This window comes from Duffyella sp. Ts4, assembly GCF_051851875.1.
GTDB lineage: Bacteria > Pseudomonadota > Gammaproteobacteria > Enterobacterales > Enterobacteriaceae > Duffyella > Duffyella gerundensis.
In genome coordinates this window covers 199,981-220,727 of record NZ_JBLYPN010000006.1, presented here as the reverse complement: position 1 = coordinate 220,727, position 20,747 = coordinate 199,981, and the positions used below count along the sequence as shown (strand labels likewise).

24 protein-coding genes are annotated in these 20,747 nt (G+C 54.2%); 17 read left to right on the top strand and 7 right to left on the bottom strand.

All coding sequences use genetic code 11. From position 1 onward, the window contains the following. Positions 1-56: 56 nt before the first annotated feature. The gene (locus ACJY2L_RS12140) at positions 57-251 is read left to right on the top strand and encodes a hypothetical protein (protein ID WP_067428263.1); all 195 of its coding nucleotides are present in this window, start codon (positions 57-59) and stop codon (positions 249-251) included. Between the two features lie 32 nt (positions 252-283). Here ACJY2L_RS12140 and ACJY2L_RS12135 read toward each other — a convergent pair whose 3' ends face one another. Further along, the gene (locus tag ACJY2L_RS12135) at positions 284-937 is read right to left on the bottom strand and encodes a CPBP family intramembrane glutamic endopeptidase (protein ID WP_067435143.1); all 654 of its coding nucleotides are present in this window, start codon (positions 935-937) and stop codon (positions 284-286) included. Positions 938-1,148: 211 nt separating this feature from the next. Between ACJY2L_RS12135 and ACJY2L_RS12130 the strand changes: the two genes are divergently transcribed. From ACJY2L_RS12130 to ACJY2L_RS12120, 3 genes are all read left to right on the top strand, one after another. After that, positions 1,149-3,773, top strand: coding sequence for a bifunctional diguanylate cyclase/phosphodiesterase (locus tag ACJY2L_RS12130; RefSeq protein WP_439212696.1), 2,625 nt, complete (start codon positions 1,149-1,151; stop codon positions 3,771-3,773). A 228-nt stretch (positions 3,774-4,001) separates the two neighbouring features. Beyond that, positions 4,002-4,295 carry an I78 family peptidase inhibitor gene (locus tag ACJY2L_RS12125; RefSeq protein WP_225700947.1) on the top strand — a complete coding sequence of 98 codons (294 nt, stop codon included), beginning with the start codon at positions 4,002-4,004 and terminating at the stop codon, positions 4,293-4,295. Between the two features lie 207 nt (positions 4,296-4,502). Then, positions 4,503-4,823: a hypothetical protein gene (locus ACJY2L_RS12120; RefSeq protein ID WP_439212698.1), complete on the top strand. Its 321-nt coding sequence runs from the start codon at positions 4,503-4,505 to the stop codon at positions 4,821-4,823. 3 nt (positions 4,824-4,826) lie between these two features. Here ACJY2L_RS12120 and ACJY2L_RS12115 read toward each other — a convergent pair whose 3' ends face one another. Next, entirely contained in the window at positions 4,827-5,084 is a 258-nt protein-coding gene (locus ACJY2L_RS12115) for a biofilm development regulator YmgB/AriR family protein (protein ID WP_187487830.1), read from the bottom strand. Positions 5,085-5,534: 450 nt separating this feature from the next. Here ACJY2L_RS12115 and cspE point away from each other — a divergent pair, with 450 nt between their 5' ends. Further along, on the top strand, positions 5,535-5,747 hold the full coding sequence (gene cspE / locus ACJY2L_RS12110) for a transcription antiterminator/RNA stability regulator CspE (RefSeq protein ID WP_067428273.1): 213 nt from the start codon (positions 5,535-5,537) through the stop codon (positions 5,745-5,747). 177 nt (positions 5,748-5,924) lie between these two features. Here cspE and ACJY2L_RS12105 read toward each other — a convergent pair whose 3' ends face one another. Continuing rightward, a complete protein-coding gene (locus tag ACJY2L_RS12105) occupies positions 5,925-6,104 on the bottom strand; it encodes a general stress protein (protein ID WP_067428275.1) in 180 nt (59 codons plus the stop codon). A 384-nt stretch (positions 6,105-6,488) separates the two neighbouring features. Next, complete coding sequence (locus ACJY2L_RS12100; RefSeq protein WP_439212699.1) at positions 6,489-9,572, bottom strand: beta-galactosidase; 3,084 nt, start codon at positions 9,570-9,572, stop codon at positions 6,489-6,491. Between the two features lie 421 nt (positions 9,573-9,993). Between ACJY2L_RS12100 and ACJY2L_RS12095 the strand changes: the two genes are divergently transcribed. From ACJY2L_RS12095 to ACJY2L_RS12080, 4 genes are all read left to right on the top strand, one after another. After that, positions 9,994-10,251: a sigma-S stabilization anti-adapter protein IraP gene (locus ACJY2L_RS12095; RefSeq protein ID WP_439212700.1), complete on the top strand. Its 258-nt coding sequence runs from the start codon at positions 9,994-9,996 to the stop codon at positions 10,249-10,251. A gap of 117 nt (positions 10,252-10,368) precedes the next feature. Next, complete coding sequence (locus tag ACJY2L_RS12090; RefSeq protein ID WP_439213084.1) at positions 10,369-10,665, top strand: PsiF family protein; 297 nt, start codon at positions 10,369-10,371, stop codon at positions 10,663-10,665. Between the two features lie 182 nt (positions 10,666-10,847). Further along, positions 10,848-11,609: an SDR family NAD(P)-dependent oxidoreductase gene (locus tag ACJY2L_RS12085; RefSeq protein ID WP_439212702.1), complete on the top strand. Its 762-nt coding sequence runs from the start codon at positions 10,848-10,850 to the stop codon at positions 11,607-11,609. A gap of 16 nt (positions 11,610-11,625) precedes the next feature. Beyond that, positions 11,626-13,158 carry an FAD-dependent oxidoreductase gene (locus ACJY2L_RS12080; RefSeq protein WP_439212703.1) on the top strand — a complete coding sequence of 511 codons (1,533 nt, stop codon included), beginning with the start codon at positions 11,626-11,628 and terminating at the stop codon, positions 13,156-13,158. Positions 13,159-13,189: 31 nt separating this feature from the next. On the opposite strand, the gene proC is transcribed toward ACJY2L_RS12080, so the two are convergent. Continuing rightward, complete coding sequence (proC, locus tag ACJY2L_RS12075) at positions 13,190-14,002, bottom strand: pyrroline-5-carboxylate reductase (protein ID WP_187487833.1); 813 nt, start codon at positions 14,000-14,002, stop codon at positions 13,190-13,192. Positions 14,003-14,088: 86 nt separating this feature from the next. On the opposite strand from proC, the gene ACJY2L_RS12070 reads away from it, so the two are divergent. Genes ACJY2L_RS12070 through ACJY2L_RS12060 form a run of 3 tightly spaced genes read left to right on the top strand, consistent with a single transcriptional unit; the run spans position 14,089 to position 15,508 of the window. Continuing rightward, positions 14,089-14,598, top strand: a complete 510-nt coding sequence (locus tag ACJY2L_RS12070) for a hypothetical protein (protein WP_439212704.1) — start codon at positions 14,089-14,091, stop codon at positions 14,596-14,598. A 9-nt stretch (positions 14,599-14,607) separates the two neighbouring features. Further along, positions 14,608-15,051 (top strand): DUF421 domain-containing protein, encoded by a 444-nt coding sequence (locus tag ACJY2L_RS12065; RefSeq protein WP_439212705.1) that lies wholly within the window; start codon positions 14,608-14,610, stop codon positions 15,049-15,051. Positions 15,052-15,061: 10 nt separating this feature from the next. Beyond that, positions 15,062-15,508, top strand: coding sequence for a YaiI/YqxD family protein (locus ACJY2L_RS12060; protein ID WP_067428289.1), 447 nt, complete (start codon positions 15,062-15,064; stop codon positions 15,506-15,508). A gap of 49 nt (positions 15,509-15,557) precedes the next feature. Here ACJY2L_RS12060 and ACJY2L_RS12055 read toward each other — a convergent pair whose 3' ends face one another. Next, positions 15,558-16,226, bottom strand: coding sequence for a DUF2076 domain-containing protein (locus tag ACJY2L_RS12055; protein ID WP_439212706.1), 669 nt, complete (start codon positions 16,224-16,226; stop codon positions 15,558-15,560). 250 nt (positions 16,227-16,476) lie between these two features. Here ACJY2L_RS12055 and aroL point away from each other — a divergent pair, with 250 nt between their 5' ends. From aroL to ppnP, 4 genes are all read left to right on the top strand, one after another. After that, positions 16,477-17,001 carry a shikimate kinase AroL gene (gene aroL / locus ACJY2L_RS12050; protein WP_439212707.1) on the top strand — a complete coding sequence of 175 codons (525 nt, stop codon included), beginning with the start codon at positions 16,477-16,479 and terminating at the stop codon, positions 16,999-17,001. A gap of 120 nt (positions 17,002-17,121) precedes the next feature. Further along, the gene (locus ACJY2L_RS12045) at positions 17,122-17,301 is read left to right on the top strand and encodes a YaiA family protein (protein ID WP_067428295.1); all 180 of its coding nucleotides are present in this window, start codon (positions 17,122-17,124) and stop codon (positions 17,299-17,301) included. Positions 17,302-17,636: 335 nt separating this feature from the next. Further along, positions 17,637-18,314 (top strand): AroM family protein, encoded by a 678-nt coding sequence (locus ACJY2L_RS12040; protein WP_439212708.1) that lies wholly within the window; start codon positions 17,637-17,639, stop codon positions 18,312-18,314. A gap of 103 nt (positions 18,315-18,417) precedes the next feature. Then, a complete protein-coding gene (gene ppnP, locus ACJY2L_RS12035) occupies positions 18,418-18,702 on the top strand; it encodes a pyrimidine/purine nucleoside phosphorylase (RefSeq protein WP_067428299.1) in 285 nt (94 codons plus the stop codon). 55 nt (positions 18,703-18,757) lie between these two features. On the opposite strand, the gene rdgC is transcribed toward ppnP, so the two are convergent. Beyond that, positions 18,758-19,669: a recombination-associated protein RdgC gene (gene rdgC, locus ACJY2L_RS12030; protein WP_187486227.1), complete on the bottom strand. Its 912-nt coding sequence runs from the start codon at positions 19,667-19,669 to the stop codon at positions 18,758-18,760. 146 nt (positions 19,670-19,815) lie between these two features. Between rdgC and mak the strand changes: the two genes are divergently transcribed. Beyond that, on the top strand, positions 19,816-20,727 hold the full coding sequence (mak, locus tag ACJY2L_RS12025; protein WP_439212709.1) for a fructokinase: 912 nt from the start codon (positions 19,816-19,818) through the stop codon (positions 20,725-20,727). The last annotated feature ends 20 nt before the right edge of the window (positions 20,728-20,747 follow it).

Below are 20,747 nucleotides of genomic sequence, written 5' to 3'. Positions count from 1 at the left end.
AAGCGGGGGCGCATCCGCTACAATTCAGGTTTTGCATCTCACATCACAGGACGCTTATGTCGAACGAAATTGCTCATCCTTCCAACAGCCCAAAACAGGCTGCCTTACAGCTGGTTATCGAGCTGGTCCGCGCTGGCAAACTCAGTCCATTGCAGGGCGACGCGGCAAACATGATTTCAATTTACGAACAGTTTAAAACGCACTTTGAAGCTGAAAAGCATAAGAACGCGTCGGAATCAGCGATTTCGTGATGATCTTCCGGGCGTCATGCCCGGACGATTTTCTACTGCAGAGAGAAATACCAGGCGGGGAGCAGGGCGATCAGGTTATTCAGCATGTGCAGGAAAATCGGCAGCGCCAGTGTCTTACTGCGCAGGCGTGCATAACAAAGAATCAGTGAAAATAGCGTCAGTACCACGGTGGTTTGCCACTGCACATATTGCGTATGCATCATGGCAAACAGCAAAGACGTAAGCAGCATACAGGCGAAGCGGCTACGCGGCGCCCAAAGTAAAAATGCCTGCAGTAAAAATCCCCGAAACAGAATCTCTTCAAAAACCGGTGCCAGCAGCACCGCCGTAAACATCAGAATCAGCATTGAGCTGCTGCCCTGTTGCGCCTGCTCTTCCAGCCAGGCTTCCGGCTGCAAAAACCACGTCTGTGCCAGCATCAACAGCAGCAGCGAACCGATAAAAAGCAGCGTATTGGCCGGGCGCAGTTTACCCAGCGGGATATCGTCACGGCGCTGGCAATAAAAACGATAAAGCGGATAGATCACCGCAAATTCAAACAGACAGAGCACAGGCATCAGCAAGCCATCGCTGCGAAGTTCAGCATAGTTTGGGAACAACGTAATCAGGAGCGTGATGGCGTAATAAGCGACAAAACTGCCGAGATAAAATAGCGTCAGAATAAGTCTGTCGGTTCGTGTATTCATAACCGGCCCGGCGATGAGAGGAAAGCGCATAGTAACAACCTGCATGATCGGTGTCGAGTTAACGCCAGCGTGCCGGGATATTTATCTCTGGCTCTAAATTGTGCGTGCCGCTGGCCGATAATTGTTCACTGAAGAGGCATTTTGTTGGCAATTCCGCCACACGATGTCCATGTGCCACAGAGCACGTGCTTTTATCGATTGGCGGTGCTTTATGTCCTTATTTTCGTTTTCTACTTCAGCTCAAAGCTTCCAGGTCCAGACCACCAGCCGCACTCTTCGCGTGCTGATTGCCCTGGTAGCGGGAATATTCGCGTTGTCGGTTATTATGGTTATTACCATTGCGCACCGACAAAATCATGCGGCGATCGTGCAGGAAAAACAGCTGCTTAATCAGATATGGCGGGCGCAGCAGAAAATGATGCGTACGGATATTCGCGATTACGCCTTTTGGGGAGAAGCCTGGAAGCACCTGCATGTGCGTATGGATACGGACTGGGCGTATACGCAGGAAAACTTTGGCCCCGGCCTTTACAGCGAATACCACTATGAAGGGGCTTTCGTGGTGGACGGGAACAACCAGACGCGATATGCAGTGATCGATGGCAAGCTCTCCTCCACTCCGATTAGCGCCATGCTGGGAAAATATACCGATGAGTGGCTGGCAGAAGCGCGTCGTCTGAACAGCGTGCCTGATGCGCTGGTGCACAATATTATCATTAATCGTTCGCCCGCTATCGTAGTGATGGCACCGATTACCACCGGTCAGATGCCCGGGTTGCCGGAAGTCGATGGTCCGCCGTCGATCATGATTTTTATTAATCGCATGACGCCTGCCAAGCTGATTGCGCTGGGCCAATCCGTGGGTATCGATCAGGCGCGGCTGGCCAGCAATGCGCGCGATGCGCAGCTTGAGCCTGCCATCTCTCAGCCCATTGAAAATGGTGAAAAGCTGGTGCTGCGCTGGAAATCCAGCGAGCCAGGTGAAGCGCTGATGCTCTATATTCTGCCGCTGTTATTGTTAACCGCGCTGGTCATCGGATTTGTTACGCGTCACGTTTCCCGCCAGGCGATGTTCAATGCGCGCCTGTGCGATCAGCGTTTTCAGCAGTTGATCCGCAGTCAGCATGAGTTGGCTAACAGCGAAGCCCGTTTTCGCGATGTGGCGGAGGCCTCTTCCGACTGGATCTGGGAGATTGATCGCAATGGCATGCTGGTTTATCTCTCGGCCCGTTTCACCGACGTGACCGGGCATTCGGTGGTGAGCTGGCTGGGCCGCTCAATCGATGAGCTATTGCACAGCAAGGTGCAGCCCGTTTCTGAATGGCTGGCCAGGCGTGAGCAGCAGGGGCATCGCTCAGTGCTGCGCTGTAATTTTATCTGCGCGCAGGGCAAACCCCGTATTTGTCGCCTGGTGGCAAACATGGTCGGCTATGTCGATAACATTGAAGGCTATCGTGGCACGGTGTCGGATATTACGCTGGAAGTTGAAACGCAGGCGCGCATCCAGTTTCTGTCGCAGCACGATGTGCTGACCGGCTTGCCCAATCGACTACAGCTGAAAGAATTTTTAACCGGACGGTTATCGCACCTGCCGGAGAGCGATCCCCTGGTGATGATCAGTCTGGATCTCGATCGTTTCAAGCCCATTAATGACACCTGGGGTCATGCTGCAGGCGATAAAGTACTCAATGACGTATCGCTACGGCTGCAATCTTGTCTCGGTGCTGATGAGCTGGCGGCACGACTGGGCGGTGACGAATTTATTCTGCTGCTCACCGGCTGCCGCACCCGTGAGCAGATTGAAAAACGCTGCCGGCGCCTGCTGAATGAACTGCAAAGGCCGTTTAATATTGCCGATCAAAGCGTGTTTATCGGTGCCAGCATGGGCATCGCGATGGCGCCTCAGGATGCAGAGCAGCCCGATGAGCTGCTGCGTTTAGCGGATATCGCCCTCTACAAAGCCAAGCAGGGCGGCCGTAATCAATGGATATTCTATTCCTGCGAAATGTCAGAGCATCTGATGCAACAGCGCGACATGGCGCGACATCTTGAAAGCGCTATCGCTGAAAACCGTTTGCGCCTGTTTTATCAGCCACGTTTTGATTTGAACAGCGGCACGATCGCCGGGGCAGAAGCATTGATCCGCTGGGAGCCGTCACCGGGCGAGTGGATCATGCCCGATCGGTTTATTGAACTGGCCGAAGAAAACGGCCTGATCACGGCGATCAGCGATTGGGTGCTGGAAACCGCCTGCCGCGAGGCGCTGGGCTGGCAGGAGACGATGTACGTTTCGGTGAATATCTCACCGGTGGAATTTCGTAGTGGCAATCTGGTGCAGCGCGTTTTCCATGCGTTACATAAAACCGGACTGGCACCCGCGCGCCTTGAACTGGAAATCACTGAGAATATTACCTTTGAAAATCCTCAACATGCGTTAACCGTTATGCAGGGGCTGCACGAAATCGGTGTACGATTGACCGTGGATGATTTTGGCACCGGTTACGCGTCACTGGGCTATCTGAAAGCCTTTCCGTTCAACGGCCTGAAGATCGATCGCTCCTGGATGCAGGAGTTTCCGCAGTCGGTGCAGTCAAAACGGGTAGTGGAAGGCATTATGGGACTGGCACAGGCGTTTTCGCTTACCGTAACGGCGGAAGGTATTGAAACTGAAGAACAGTTGCGTCAACTGAAGCGCATGTCGTGTGATGAAGGGCAGGGTTATTTTCTCGGTCGTCCCATGCCTTCGTCAGAGTTCGCTCAGCTAATGAGCCCATCCGGCGAAGGCAAAGAGCCACTCGATACGTTGGCATCGGTAAAAATGCTTAACGCACTTTAACGGCAACCACGGTCATTAGCGCGGCAGCGGTAATAAAAATGATCAGTTCCATACCTTCCTCCTAAGATTAATCTTAGTGATTATAGTGTGGAGGCGTGCTTTTTTTAAGCAAATAGTGCCGATTTAAAATTGAGCTGGGCGGTGGCAAAGGGGAAAAAGTCCAGGTGAGCAGGACATTCTGCTACCCTCATCTGCGAGTCTTAATACACGTAGAGGAGGAATCAACACGTGAAGCTTTATGGAAAACTGACTGCCATCGCCGCGCTGTTTGCACTAAGCGCCTGTCAGCACGCGACAAAACCCGACACTGCGCAGGTTCAGGACAGCGAAAACGATCGCTGCGGCGCCTCACAATATCAGAGCTATACCGGCAAACCCCTTGAGGCACTGCAGGATGTCCGCGTCTCCGGGCCGGTGCGTGCCATTCCTTACAATTCTGCCGTGACGATGGATTTCAATCTGAATCGCCTTAATTTCCTTGGCGATCGGGATGGAAAAATTATCCGCGTCTATTGCGGTTAATGCGTCATAAAAAGAGGAGGAGGTTGCTTGTCACATCGTTGCAATGCCGGAATGGCACTATGCAGCAGCAATAAGGCGATCTCCTCGTCATATAATCATGCAGTGCTCGTTTCCTTTCCCGCCTGGTGCGGGATTTTTTTTGCAGACGAGTCGGGTTGTTCCGTGCGCTGAACTTTGCCAGGCTGACGACAACCTCAAGGAGAGAAGATGAAAAGCAAACTTATCGTTATTTTAGGCATGTTGATTTCACCGGCTGCGCTGGCCTCCAGCGCCAACGCCTGGCAGGATCATGACGCGGCAGTAAAAAGCGCCTGCATAAAAGCCAGTTCGTTGAGCAAGGCGCGCGCCGTGGGGAATATCCATTTGTTTGATGACCGTGCGGGCTTTTCGGCGCTGTTAATAGAAGGCGTTTATCCGCAGAAGCAGATGAAAAATCAGCGCGGCCGTGAGCTGTGCCTCTATCAACGTACTTCTAAGCAGGCCTTTATTGCGGAAGCAGACGATCTGCAGGCGATTAAAAAACGTTAATCATCAGGCGGAGTGCGTTTCGTTACTTTCCATCAGCTGCGCCAACAGGCTGCGGTAGCTGTTCAACAGCGACTCATCGCCATCCTGCTCAAGGCGGTCAATAATGCGTGCAATCACCGCTTTGCTGCTGGTTGGCCGTCCTGTTTGCATAAGCTCCTGCATAATGGCCGCCAGCAGCTCGGCCTCTTTAGGAGCGTTCCAGGCAGGACTGTTGAAGTAATCAACGATTGCACGACTGGCACTGGTAGTGTGAGCGGCCATATGAGCTCCAAAAACGCGCAAGCAGGGAACGAACGGGATTGTCTGGCAGGCATGCAGCACGTGCCGCATCAGTATGCGGCAGCGGATGATCGCCTGTTTTTTAAACATAGATCCTGTACGAAAAAAAGACAGTCACACCTTGACATATTTTTCGATTTTGCCAGCGTTCTCAACTTGTTTGCTGCTGCAGTGGCATCTGTATCGCCCATTTTTCCTGTTGTTTGCGTTAACGATGCAAATAACACTTGCACGCAAAGAGCAGGTATGAGTAAATACAGCCATCGGTTTGTTAACAGAGCCGATTATGCGTGCAGATTTAGTAATGCAGTCTTCAGTTAAGCGTTATCTCAGATATCTCTTCTTCCTGATGCCTTCCACATGCCTCATAACACATCTGTAGACAAACCCTAATGCCAATTATGGCTTGTAAATGAATGAAGGAAAGACAGAATGTCTGATAAAATGCGCGGTATCGTAAAATGGTTTAACGCTGAGAAAGGCTTCGGCTTCATTTCTCCAAAAGATGGCAGCAAAGATGTATTCGTACATTTCTCTGCAATCAGCAGCGATGGCTTCCGTACTCTGGAAGAAGGTCAGGAAGTTTCTTTCACCATCGAAAATGGTCAGAAAGGCCCTGCAGCTGCTAACGTTACCGTTGGCTAAGCAAAAAATTTGCCAGCTCGATTTATCGGGCCAGCTTGAAAAGCCCCGTCACTGACGGGGCTTTTTTTATGCCTGCAGTTTCTGCCTTAGAGGGAATCTTCTTGCGGGCTACAGGCAAAAAAGAAGCCCCGCGGCAGCTGTGCCGGTCGGGGCTTCTCGCATCAGTAGCGTTGGTTATTACTTATTGCTGCCACTGTTACTTTTTTGTCCGCCTTTCTTTCCAGCTTCGGATGCTTTTTCGGGGTTATTTTTGAAACCGCCGCCGCCGCTGTTTTGACCGCCTTTCTTGCCGGCTTCAGATGCTTTCTCAGGATTGTCGGCAAAATTGCCTGAATTCTTGCCACGTTGATCTGCCATCATAATCTCCAGTTCGCTTTCAATTATTAGTGCATGAATGTACCGTCACCCGAGCCATTAGTAAGAGGTCATCCCTGATGTGACATTACTCAGTGTAGCCGCAGCGGCAATAAGAACCAGTCAGCAATCCAACGTAGCAACATTAATAAAAGTTATAATTTTCAAGTCGTTGAACGCTTGCCGCTTTGCTTGTTTTAAGCGTAACCGCATGAAGATTAAACTAAATATCATAATGTGCTGTTTATTGTTTTTGGATGGCACTCATATTCGTGATAAGAATAAATCAATATTTTTCATCGGGATAAGTTAACTGCTTAGTGGCGATGAATTTTCTGTAAGCATAAAAAAGCGCCCATGAGGGCGCCTGATGAAAGATGTTCATGCTCACTGTTTGCCAGCAAGCACCAGCTGATAATGGAAATGTGCGGCATCCAGCAGATATTCATTACTGACGCTCGGGCTCCAGGAATCGTCACCGCCGACACCCATATGATAGCCATCCAGATGCAGCCACCAGCCTGCTTCGGCACGCAGCAGATGTCGATGAGTGGTGCGGCGCAGTTGTTCCAGACTCCATGGCTGCAGGGAAAAGTGAAAATCGCCGCTAACCTGCAGGTTTCCGGTCTGCAAATGACGAGTGCCGCCGCGCAGGCCATTTTCGCCGGGAAAAACATAAGGCGTGGCGAGAGCTTCTCGTGGCAGATCCCACTGTGAAAAACGGGCAGCGGTAGCACGATCGGGATAATTTTCGTGCGGCCCAAGTCCCAGCCAGCCAATCTGTTCAGCCGTGCTGGCCAGCTGGCAGCGCAGGCCAATCCGCGCTGGAGGCGGGGAACCCGGCGCCCGCGTCACGTTGACGTCGATACTTAACTCGCCCGCGCCATCAATCTGGTAGCGCTTGTGGCTGATAAACAGCGTTTCGTCATCATGTCGCCAGTGATGCAGCGTTTCGATCTGCACCTTATTTTGTAGCCTGTCCGCCTGGAACTGCTGCGTGACGGCGGTCAGCTGATAAAATCCCGCTCGCTGCCAGCGCTCAACCCAGGCGTTAGGATCGATGCGCGTCACCTCGCTAATGCCGATATCGTTATCAACCGGCGCGCGAGTAAAGCAGTCCTGCAGTGGCGAAAGTAACTGCGCGACATCATCGATCCACCATTGCGTCAGCTCACCTTGTTCCGCAGAAAAACACCAGCGTTGTGTGCCATGCTCAACCGTAACGCTGTCGCCGGAGACCTGCAAAACAGGCGTCGATGCGTTTCCGACCGGCAGGGGAACGGCCAGCTGCGCCGGTAACGGCCACTGCTGCCAGGCCACCAGCCAGTCGGCGGGCGCCCATTCTGTAGCCTGCTTCAGGCGCACCTCCAGCAGTAACCAGAGCGCGCCCTGATAGCGGCCGGGCGCCTCCAACTCAATACGCACGCTGCCCTGTGGCGCGATATCTATATCATATTCTCCCTGCGCAACCGGCACGCCTTCATGCTCGATGCGCCAGCACAGCCGCTCATTATCGCTGTGGCGGAACAGGTATTCACTGCTGACCTCAAAGGCCAGCGGATTCTCTTTTTCCACGCTGAACTGGAAAAACTGCTGCGCATGTTGCGCCTCATACAGCGCCGGATGCGGAGTGCGATCGGCGAAGACCAGGCCATTCATACAGAACTGGCGGTCGTTTGGCGTGTCGCCGAAGTCACCGCCGTAGGCCTGCCACGGCTGGCCCTCTTCATCATAGCGCGTCAGGCTTTGATCGACCCAATCCCAGACAAAGCCGCCCTGCAGACGGGGATGCTGACGAAACGCCTGCCAGTATTTGGCATAGCCGCCGAGGCTGTTGCCCATAGCGTGAGCGTACTCGCACAGGATCAGCGGACGATCTTCACCCGGCAGGCCGATCCATTTTTTGATTGACCATTTAGGCACCGCCGGGAAGGGTTGATCCTGATCGACGCGGGCGTACATCGGACAAATAATGTCGGTTGCTGCACTGTCTGCACCGCCACCTTCATACTGTACCGGGCGCGTGCTGTCAGTGCTTTTCACCCATCGATAAAGCGCATCGTGATTGCTTCCGTGGCCCGATTCATTGCCCAGCGACCAGATAATGATGCAGGCATGATTACGATCGCGCTGCACCATGCGCGTTACGCGCTCGCTCATTGCAGCAAACCACGCGGGATCATCAGCCAGCCGGTTCATCGGCTGCATGCCGTGAGTTTCAATGTTGGCTTCATCGACGACATACAAACCGTAGCGATCGCACAGGCGATACCACAGCGGATGGTTAGGATAGTGTGAGCAGCGTACGGCATTAAAATTATGCTGCTTCATCAGCTGGATATCGTGCAGCATGGTTGCTTCATCAATCGCCTGGCCGCGTTCCGGATGGTGTTCATGCCGGTTAGCGCCACGGATCAGCAGCGCTTTACCATTCAGTTTCAGCAGCCCCTGTTCAATCGTGACCTGACGGAAGCCGACGTCAAACGCTTCGGCTTCCACCACGCTACCGTCGCCTGCCCGCAGGCTGATCACCGCGCGATAAAGCGCCGGTGATTCCGCGCTCCATAGGTGTGGCTGACTTACCGGCAGCTGTAGCGTGGTGCGATCGTGATAATGGCCGCGCTCGTCGATAATCTCGCTGCCGAGCGCCTGTTGCAGGCTGCCGATGTGCATCTCCTGATACCAGAGATCGACCCTGACCTGATACTCTGCGGCAGGACGACCAGCCAGCGCGACCCGCGTTTTTACCTGCAGCCGTGCGCTGCTGAACTCCGGGCTCAAGTGTGTTTCCAGCTGTATGTCGGCCAGCTGCACCTGCGGCTTTCGCAGTAGCCAGACGTCGCGAAAAATACCGCTCATGCGCCACATATCCTGATCTTCCAGCCAGCTGCCATCGCACCAGCGAAACACCATGACGGCGATGCGATTGTTGCCCGGCTGCAGCACCGCCGTCAGGTCAAATTCGGCGGGTAGACGGCTGTCCTGTGAATAGCCAATCCACTGGCCATTACACCAAAGATGAAATGCGGCATTTACGCCGTCAAAAATAATCCGTGTTTGCTCGCTGCCCACTTCATCAGGTTGTAACTGAAATGTGAGCGAGTAACAACCGGTGGCATTCCGCGCAGGTACCCGCGGAGGCGTGGTGCTGATCGGGTACTGAACATTGGTGTATATCGGCGCATCGTAGTCCGCCAGCTGCCAGTTTCCCGGCACGTCGATGGCGTCAGCATCTGTCAGATCCTGCAGCAGCCAGCTTTGCGGCACCGCTTCAGGTTGCGCAAACCAGTTAAAGTTCCAGCAGCCATTCAACAGGCGCAAACTTTCACTCTGGCGATCGTCGCGTGCTGTCTCGACGTTCCGCCAGCTGGCAAACGGTGGATGCGCCTCCAGCCGATTAAGCTGAGTAATAGCGAGATTTTCCCAGTCGCGGCGAGCAACCACATCGCTGACGGTTAGATTAAGAGACATAGCAAGATCCTGATGATTGGTATGCGCTCACAATGCCTGTGACAGGCTGCGCTGTAAAGTGGTGTTTGCCTGATTTTTGCGCGTCATCGCGACGGCGATCGCAGCCTATATTTTCCTGAAATACAAACCCACGTCTGTCCCATCGGAAAAGCCTGACAAACTCTGCTTCACGTTAATGCATATGCATTTTGCCGGTTACATCGTGATATCCTGCCACGATAATAGGGCGTATCAGCGCCGACGGAATAAGCAAACCCCGTTTTTTCAGTGAGCATGGTTTTTGCAACGCATGTAAACAACATCACGATTGTTATCACCTCAACATCGCCTGATTAATTAACCGTCGTCTGGTACAAAAAGTGCTATTGTTTTGTTGGCCACGATGTTAGATTTTTATTTTTCCGATTGATGAGTAGACGGCATGAAAAATCTGATTGCTGAATTACTAATTAAGCTGGCTGAAAAAGAATGCGAAGCAGAAGCGCTGATTGCTAAAGTCGACGCTCTTGAAATAGCGGTAACGGCAATGCTGGAAAGAATGAGTCGCGATCAACAGCAGGATATTGCGCTGTTGCTGAAAACCGCTATTTCTCGCGCTGATGATCCCGCCGCGCAAAAACCGACATCGCGTTTACTCTATGATTATGTAGACAAAATCGTTCAGCAATCTCCTGGCTGAACGCCATGCTGCTGCGCCACTGCCATGCCGATCACATTTTCCGTTATTTGCCGCTCCGCTGCGTAATTAACCTGCCAGGCTGATCAGGTCACTCAGCCGAGGTTAATTATGATGAAAATGCTTATTCCGCTTTATTCCCTGCTTCTGTTGTCTGTCAGCATGACTTCTCAGGCGGCAGAACCGATGACACAACAACAAAAAATGGCGCGCTGTAATGAGCATGCCAGCACGCAATTACTGAAAGGCGATGAGCGAAAAAATTTTATGAGCAGCTGCCTGAAAAAAGAGAGCAATATGGCGGCCATGACGCCACAACAGATGAAAATGAAAAACTGTAACAGCCAGGCGAGTAGTCAGGCGTTAAAAGGCGAGGCGCGAAATAACTTCCTCAGCGGCTGTCTTAAAAAAGGCTAAGCAGCAGAGTTGTAAAAACAAACGCAGCGTAATTTTTAACGGAAAAAAATTTTAACAACGGCTAATCAATCGGTTAGCCGTTTTTTTTATCCCTGCAAAGGTAAAGTGCTTTTCGTCTGCCAGGATTATTAGTCTTGTGCTGGCCCGCTGGGCTCAGCCTTTTGCACTGACCAGGAGGAATAATGGAACGCTTCAAAAACAAAGTCGTTGTGATCACCGGTGCCGGTTCTGGAATTGGCGCAGGCAGCGCACAGCGCTTCGCGAAAGAGGGCGCGTCGGTTGTGCTGGTAGGCAGAAACCAAGAGAAGCTGAATAACGTCGCAGGCAGCTTAATCAGCGGCAATCATCTGGTGGTTTCCGCCGACGTAGGCGATCCGGATGCGGTGGATAAGCTGGCCGAAAGCGTGCTGGCTCACTACGGAAAAGTTGACGTGCTGGTTAACAACGCCGGTGTTCATGCGCAGGGTAAACTGCATGAGGCCTCGCTGGATGACTGGAAAAAGGTCATGTCTACCGACCTCGATGGCGTGTTCTATTGCACCCGCGCTTTTATGCCTGCGCTGCTGAAAAGCCGCGGCAACGTGGTAAATATCTCTTCGGTCTCCGGACTGGGCGGCGACTGGGGTATGAGCATTTATAACGCCGCGAAAGGCGCGATTACCAATTTGACGCGCTCGCTGGCGCTCGACTATGGCGAAGAGGGCGTACGCGTTAACGCCATCTGTCCGGGCTTCACGCTGACCGATATGACCGCTGAGATGAAAGAGGATCAGCAACTGCTGGCGAAATTCCGCGATCGCATTCCATTGCAGCGCCCAGGCGAACCGGAAGATATTGCTGCCGCCATTGCGTTTGTTGCCAGCGACGACGCCGCTTATATCACTGGCGTCAATTTACCGGTAGATGGCGGCATTACCGCCGCCAACGGTCAGCCTCACCTTTAAGCACAGGAATAACGCCGTGAACTATCAATCCACCACTGCATTAGAGGATTTGCCGCAGCGCGAACCGACCCGAATCGCTATTGGCGAAACGGACGTTCTGCTGATCCGTGATGGCGAACAGGTACAGGCGTTTCAGGCCACATGTCCGCATGCCGGTGCGCCGCTGGAAGAGGGTGCAATCTGTGATGACAAGCTGATTTGCCCGTGGCACAAAGCGGTCTTTGATATCACCGCGGGCACCCTGCACGAGCCGCTCGCCCTGAGCGATCTGCAGCAGTATCCGGTGCGGGTTGAACAGGGCATGATTCTGGTAAGCCCGCAGGCCCTGGCGCGAGCCGACGCGGTGGAAAGCGATGTCGACACGCCGGTGATGGTAATTTTGGGCACCGGTGCGGCTGGCAGCGCGGCCGCCTGGACCTTACGTCATGAAGGCTATCAGGGCAAGATTGTGCTGGTGGAGCGTGAGCATCAGGCACCTTACGATCGCACCGCGCTGACAAAATTTGTGCCGTCGGGAAAAATGGCGATTGATGAGGTGCCGGTGATTCTCGATGACGACTTTATGCAGCAGGTGGAGCGGGTAAACGCCGACGTTGAGCGGCTCGACAGCAAGTCGCAGCAGCTGCACTTTGCCGATGGCAGCAGCCTGCACTATGACAAACTGTTGATCGCCACCGGCGGCACGCCGCAGCGTCCCGATGTGCCGGGCAATACGCTGGAAAACGTGCATGTGTTGCGTAGCATTGAACAGGCGGATGGCCTGTTGAAGCAGGTGGACGCACACCACAAGCTGACCATTATCGGCAACAGCTTTATCGGCATGGAGCTGGCATCGGCGCTGCGCAGCCGCAAAGTTGAGGTGCAGGTTATTGCACCGCAGCCGCTGCCGTTTGAAAAGCAATTTGGCAAAGAGGTCGCGACCCATTTTCGTCGGCTGCATGAAAAAAACGGCGTGAGCTTCATTAAAGGTGAGATTGAACAGCTGGAAGGCGAGGAGAAAGTGAGCGGCGTGCGGCTGACCGACGGTCAGCTGATTGCCACGCAGGGGGTGCTGTTTGCCACCGGCGTGGTGCCCGCCACACAGTTTATTCATGACCTGCCGCTGGAAGAAGATGGCAGCTTGCGCACCGATGGCTATCTGAGTGCGGCAACGAACCTGTGGGTGGCGGGCGACATTGCCACTTACCCGGTGTCCGGCGGTCATCAGCGCATCGAGCACTACCGCGTGGCGCAGCAGCAGGGGCGGGTGGCTGCCCTGAATATGCTCAATCACGATGAGCTGTTCGATCGCGTGCCGTTTTTCTGGACCGCGCATTACGGCACCCGCTATGAATATCTTGGTCACGCCAGCGAATGGGATGAATATCGCCTGATCGGCTCGCTGGACGAGCAGGTTTTTATTGCGCTGTACGGTCAGAAAGGCCAGCTGGTGGCGGCCACGTCCTGCGGCTTATACACGCTGACCGCTGAGCTGCTCTATAAGATGCAAAAGCCGATGAGCATGACGGATGCGGTGAAAATGGCGGCGCGCGCGCGGCTGGGCGCCTGATGAACGCTCGCCTGCTGGCGAGCGAATAGCGTTACGATTTGCTCAGCGCTTCAGATTTCGCCATGCAGGCCTGCATGGCGTCAATCACCGCCGCCCGAAAGCCTTTCTGTTCCAGCACTTTTACCGCCTCAATGGTCGTGCCGCCCGGCGAGCAGACCATATCTTTCAGCTCGGCCGGATGCTTGCCGGTTTCCAGCACCATCTGCGCCGAGCCCTTCACCGCCTGCGCGGCAAACTCATAGGCCTGCGCACGCGGCATACCGCCGAGCACTGCCGCATCGGCCATCGCTTCGATAAACATAAATACATAGGCCGGGGCCGAACCGCTGACGCCCACCACCGAGTGAATCAGATATTCACTGACCACCGCCGCTTTACCGAAGCTGTTGAAAATGGCGACCACTTCGCGGGTTTCCTCTTCGGTGACCAGCGGGTTAGGCGTGACTGACGTCATGCCCTCGTTGACCAGCGCTGGCGTGTTTGGCATCACCCGCACAATTTTGCGGTCGTGACCCAGCGTATTGGCCAGCGATTCCAGCGTGACGCCAGCGGCGATAGACACTACCAGCGTCTCTTTATTCAGGCTACCGGCAACGCTTTTTAGCACGTTGAGGATGACATTGGGCTTCACGGCGCCAAACAGAATATCAGCCTGCTTCGCCACTTCTTCCGCGCTTTGTGCCGCGGTCACGCCGTGGGACTGTGCCATCTCTTCATTGGTCTCAGCTTTGTGATCGTAAATCCAAATATCTGCGGCATTCACCTGGCCGCCAGCAATCAGGCCGCCAATAATCGCTTTGGACATATTGCCGCAGCCGATAAAACCGATCTTTTTCTGAATCATGATTTTTCCTTTCAGTAAGCTGAATTTACGCTCCGACAGCTTACGTCAGCTACGATTAATCACAAGCCATGCGAGAGAGGTAATCGATGAATCCCGATGAAGAACAGAGCCGTAGCTATCCCTTACAGGAGGATATGCGCTGGCAGCGACGCGAGTGGCGGCTGCAAAAAGTGGGCGTGGTCATGCTATTTCTTATCGTTATCGCTGGTGCCTGTGGCCTGTTTTCCAGGGGCTTTCTCAGCGAGCAGCAGGTGAGATCCGGCGATCGGCAGCTTCAGGTGGAATATGAGCGTTTTGGTCGTCAGCTCAGTACTATGAACATGGCGATTCGTTTGCAGCAGCTGGAGGGCGAGCGCTTTACGCTGCGCATCGATCGCGGTGCTATCGACAATTTTCAGCTGCAAACCGTGCAGCCGCAGCCGCTGATTGCGCGCAGTCAGGGGCACGATTTGCTGCTGACCTGGGCGCTGCCCGCGCAGCAGCATAACGCCTCAGTCTGGCTCACCTGGCAACCGCTGGGCTTCGGCCATTTTCACAGCACTGTTTCGCTGGAACACGGCGCAACGGTGGCCTTCAGTCAACTGATCTATCCGTAGGAGAGCCTCATGGAAACCGTGCTGCGTGCGGCAAGCATGTATATCGTATTGTTGATTGTGTTGCGTATCGTCGGTCGGCGCACGCTGCTCGAAATGACCGCATTTGATTTGATTCTGCTGTTGATTATCTCCGAGGCGACGCAGCAGGCGTTGCTGGGCGACGACTTCTCCATCACCGGCGCCGCGCTGACCATCGTTACGCTGATTGTCATGGACATTCTGTTTGGCATGATGAAATCGCACTTTCCACGGCTGGAGAGGCTGCTTGATGGTAACGCGCTGATTTTGGTTGAGAATGGCAAACTGCTGCCGCAGCGGGCAAAGCGGGCGGGCATCAGTGAAAGCGACATTTTGATTTCGGCGCGCAGCACGCAGGGGCTGGAGCGCCTCGACCAAATAAAATTTGCCATCCTCGAAAAGAACGGCAAGATCTCCATCATTCCGCAATCGTGAAGGAGCCGTTATGCCAATTTGGGTGGATGCCGATGCGTGTCCAAAAGTGATTAAAGAGGTGCTCTATCGCGCCGCTGACCGAACCTCGACATTGATAACGTTTGTCGCGAATCAGTCGTTGTCGGTACCACCGTCGCCGTGGCTGAAAACGCTGCGCGTCGCGGCCGGTTTCGACGTCGCTGATAATGAAATCGTGCAGCGTGCACAGCCGGGCGATCTGGTGATCACCGCCGATATTCCGCTGGCGGCAGAAGTGATGGAGAAGGGCGCTATCGCTCTGAATCCGCGCGGTGAGCGCTACAGCGACGCCACCATTCGTGAACGGCTGACCATGCGTGATTTTATGGATACGTTGCGCAGCAGCGGCATTCAAACCGGCGGTCCGGCGACGTTGAATCAGCGCGATCGGCAGCAGTTTGCCAACGAGCTGGATAAGTGGTTATTGCAGCAGCGCTAAAAAAAAGCCTCTTCACGGGAAGAGGCGGATCGATGTGGCCTGCAGAGAATCAGACAAAGCTGTCGTCATCAAAGTCATCACTGAAATTGTCATCGTTGCCAAAGTCGTTGGCATAATCGGGCGGCAGGCCAGCATTTTGATTAAGAAACGCGTCGTTATCGCCCTGATTAAAAGTATCAAGATTATTCGAGACGTCCGGTAGCGGCTCATCGTTGATGATATTCACAATCTCCTGCGGCTGAGAATGATGGAACATGCTGGTCAGCATATCCGCCATTACCACGCCACCCGCTACGCCGACCGCGGTTTGCAGCGCGCCGCCTAAGAAGCCGGTACCGCGTGCCGCCGGAGCGGCAGCCTGCGGCGGTGCGCTGTTATTCCACTGTTGCTGTTGTTGCTGCTGTTGCTGTTGTGGCGGCTGTGACGATCGTGACTGACCACCGCCAAACAAACCGGAGAGAAAACCGCCGCTGCTCTGCTGGGGTTGTTGCTGCGTCGCCAGCTGATTCTGCAGCTCATTTACCCGATCGTTGAGTTTTTTCATCGCCGCTTCCTGAATCAGGATCGACTGCGCCATGTAATAGGGTGCATCAGGCTGCTGCTGTAGCTGGGTTTTGATCAGCTGATCTGCCGCCGCATCACGCGGGCCTGACTGTGCCTGAGCCTGTTTTAACCGGCTAAACAGACTCTCAATTAAACGTTGCTCTTCGCTCTGCATAGTAAACCTCCATTTTGGGGTAATGGATCTATTTTGGTTCAGCATGCCAGAAAGTAAATGCGCGCCCGGTAAGTAATTGTTGCCAGTGATGAACCGGGGCTGGTACTGATTTTTTTACCGTTGCTGCGCAAGTGGGCCAAATGCACGTTAAGCGGTAGCCGCTGTAAGTGATTGTCGGTATTATGCCAGCCCATATTCACCATACCGTCCGCGCCTTTTCGCAGCGGATGCGGCGGAGGAGCTGCCCGTAATGTCATTACCTTTGTATCTGATTGGCGCCCGCGGGTGTGGTAAAACCACGGTTGGCCACGCGCTGGCCCAGGCGCTGGGATATAACTTTAGTGATACCGACCATCACCTGCTGCAGGCGACCGGTGCCAGCGTCAGCGACATCGTGGCGGCAGAAGGATGGGACGGTTTCCGTCGTCGCGAAACGGCAGCGCTGAAGGCGGTGACTGCGCCCTCAACCGTGATCGCCACCGGCGGCGGCATGGTGTTGGCCGATGAGAATCGGCAGTTTATGCAGCAGCATGGCCGGGTTATCTATCTGTATGCGCTGCCAGAGGTGTTGGTGGCGCGGCTGGATGCCTCGCCGGAAGTTGCTCAGCGGCCGACGCTAACCGGCCAGCCGGTGGCAGAGGAGATGGCTGAAGTGCTCGCTCAGCGTGAAGCGCTCTATCAGCTGGCGGCGCATCATCAGGTTGATGCCATGCAATCCCCGGACGACGTGGTAAGGGCCATTCTCACCTCGCTCTCTCTGGCACGCGCCAGCTAGCCATTCCGCGCAACCCGTTTCCATTGTCTATACTGAAAGCAGAGTGGGCATTAATCCTCTCTGCTTCAGCGCACCGGCGCTGAGTGGCGATAGCATCTTAAACGACATGAGGGAATAGTTATGCCATCAAGACCACCGTACCCAAGGGAAGCAAACATCGTTACCGTCGGTAAAGGCGATGAGACACGTTATGAACTGCGTGCCGATCACCCGAAACCTAACTCTTTGATCAGTGAGCATGACAGCGAGCAGGAAGCGCTGGATGCAAAAGAGCGTTACGAAAATATCGACAAAGAGTAAGTCAGACGGGCAGGGAAGCCTGATATCACACCGCTGTGCTTTTATCGTTTCAGCACGCATTTCACGAAAATTTATCTCTCTTCGCAAAAAGTAAAATAGTGTTTCTTTTTACTGCACTTATTCACATTTCTCATCCTTTGCGATGTGTAAACGCTGCGCACAGCTCAGGCAAAACTTCTGCCCACTGCTATCCTCACATTTATACAATAAAGACTCTATGCTCTGCTTTATCACCCCAGGCCAATTGACACCCATCCCTATAGAATGGTTCATCTGCGCCTGTTGATCGGTAAAATTAGTTTTTTTTGAAACCTGTACCGTTGGAAGTTAAACCTATGCAACCATCATTGGTCACGCTTACACTCGGTGTGGCATTGCGCAACGATATCCTGCCGTTATTGCTGGAATATCTTCCCGAGGAGCAGATTGCCCATCGACACCTGCTGGAGGCGTTTTCGTTACAGGATGTAGTCACTCGCTTTTCCCCGGCAGAAGGGGAACCGACCGTCACCGTTCGCTGGTGTGACGATCAACATTTACGGCTGTCGACCAGCAAAATTCGCACCGCGCTGCAGCACAAGCTCAGCGAGCTGGAAGCGCAGGGTTTCGACACTATCCTGTTGTTTGCCTCCAGTGAATTTACCGGCCTGCACTGTAGCAGCGCCTTGTTGCTGGAATCCGATCGCCTGTTGCCGCCGCTGATTGCCTCCATCGTTGATGACCATCAGGTGGGCATTCTGGTCTCGCTGGAGGACCATCTACACACGCAGAGCAGAAAGTGGCGCAACCTGAGTAAGTCCCCCTGCTTTGCTATTGCCAGTCCGTGGCAGGCGAGCGAAGGCGATTTGATCGATGCTGCGCTGTCGCTGCAGGAGCAGGGTGCAGATGTGGTGATGATGGATTGCATTGGCTATCAGCCGCGTCATCGTGAATTCCTGCAGCAGCTGTTGGGCATTCCGGTGCTGCTGTCCAATGTTTTGCTGGCTAAACTGGCGGCGGAACTGATGGTGTGATCCCGTTGGCAGGCCATTCACGGCGGTGCTGATTTTGCGTGACACCCTGACACTTCGGCCTCTACACTGCCTTTTCAGCTTATCGTTGCTATAAGGAAGTGACATGCTCAATGTAAGTGAATACTTTGACGGAAAAGTGAAGTCTATCGGATTTGAGAGCGCCACTGCGGGCCGCGCCAGCGTTGGCGTGATGGCTGAAGGCGAATACACGTTTAGTACGGCACAGCCGGAAGAGATGACCGTGGTCAGCGGCGCACTGAAAGTGTTGCTGTCGGGCGAGGTTGAGTGGAAATGGTATGAAGCAGGCAGCGTGTTTAACGTGCCGGGCCACAGCGAATTTTATCTGCAGGTGGCTGAACCCAGCGCTTACCTTTGCCGCTATCTGTAAGCGAGTGAACGTCTGAAAAAAGGGATAACGCGAAAACGTTATCCCTTTTTGTGTTTTAACGCTGGGCTTCGCCGCCCAACGCTTCCACCAGATTACTGGTCAGTGCCGCCAGTTCACTGGTCATCAGCATAAAGTCAGCATCAAAGCGCAGGGCGAAATCCTCGCGATCGATATCATCATTCTGCTCACGCAGCGTATCGGCAAACTTCAGGCGCTTCACCGAGCCGTCGTCGGCCAGCACAAACTGAATGCGCTCCTGCCAGTCCAGCGCCAGTTTGGTCACCACTTTGCCCGCTTCAATATGGTTGGCGATTTCGTCGCTCACCAGATCCTGCTTTTTACAGCGGATTACGCCGCCATCTTCCAGAATCGCTTTCAGCTCGGCTTCGTCCATCAGCGCAAACCCGGCGGGCAGATCGCCAGAACGCACCCATTCGGTCAGCGTCAGCTCAATCGGATTCTCCAGCGTCAGCGGCACCACCGGCAGCGAGCCGAGGCTTTTGCGCAGCAGCGCCAGCGTATCTTCCGCTTTTTTGGCACTGGCACAGTCAACCATAATCAGGTTGTTGACCGTGTCGATCCACAGATAAGTCTGACTGAAACGGCTAAAGGCACGCGGCAGCAGGCTGTGCAGCACCTCATCCTTCAGCGAATCCTTTTCGGTTTTCTTCAGCTTGCGCGACTGCTCCGCTTCCAGCTTTTCAATCTTCGCTTCCAGCGCCTGTTTAATCACCGGCGACGGCAGGATTTTCTCTTCTTTGCGGGCGCAAATCAGGATCTGGCCGTTGTTCTCATGGGTAAACGCGTCACTGCGCTGGCCCAGTGGTGAAACCCAGCCGGTTTTCGCCATATCCTGGCTGCCACAGGGGGAAAAGGAGAGGGCACCAAGCTGTTTTTCCATCTCGTCTGCGGACAACGGAATGTCACGATTCAGACGATAAACCATCATATTCTTAAACCACAACATGCTGCTTCCTTTACCGGGTGCGCGATCGGGCGCACAACTCTTTAAGACTGCGCGCATGATAGCGAAACATCGCTGCAGTTTCATTGCCTTTCCTGATTTGCGCTTTTAATGTATTTGCCACGGCACCGGCTCATGAGGAAAAAAATGTGCGTATTGGAATTGATTTAGGCGGCACCAAAGTTGAGGTTATCGCGCTCTCAGACCAGGGAGACGAGTTATTCCGTTATCGTGTTAACACGCCGCGCAACGATTACCCGGGCACGCTACAGGCGATTGCCGATCTGGTGCATCGCGCCGAGGCGCATACCGGCCAAACCGGCAGCGTGGGCATCGGTATTCCCGGCACGCTTTCTCCGGTGAGCCATCGGGTAAAAAACGCCAATTCAACCTGGCTCAACGGCCAGCCGCTGGATCGCGATCTGGCGACGATGCTGCAACGTGACGTGCGCATTGCCAATGATGCTAACTGCCTGGCAGTGTCAGAAGCGGTGGACGGCGCGGGCGCGGGCAAGGCGCTGGTGTTCGCGGTGATCATCGGCACCGGCTCGGGTGCGGGCATCGCCATCAACGGCGCATCGCGCATCGGCGGCAATGGCAATGCGGGCGAGTGGGGCCACAATCCGTTACCGTGGATGGATGAAGATGAGCTGCGCTACCGTGAAGAGGTCGCCTGCTACTGTGGGCAGAAAGGCTGTATCGAAACCTTTGTTTCCGGCACCGGCTTTGCCACCGACTATCAGCGTCTGAGCGGTACCGCGCGCAAAGGCGTGGAAATTATGCAGCAGCTGGTGCAGCAGGATCCGGTGGCTGAACTGGCGCTGAGCCGCTATGAACTGCGGCTGGCGAAGTCGCTGGCGCAGGTGGTTAACCTGCTGGATCCCGATGTCATTGTGTTAGGCGGTGGCATGAGCAACGTGGACCGTCTTTATCAGACGGTGCCGCCATTAATGAAAAACTGGGTGTTTGGCGGCGAATGTTCAACGCCGGTTCTGAAGGCGCAGCACGGCGATTCCAGCGGCGTGCGCGGCGCGGCCTGGCTCTGGCCGCTTAACGGCTGAACAGGCAGCCGGGGCGATGC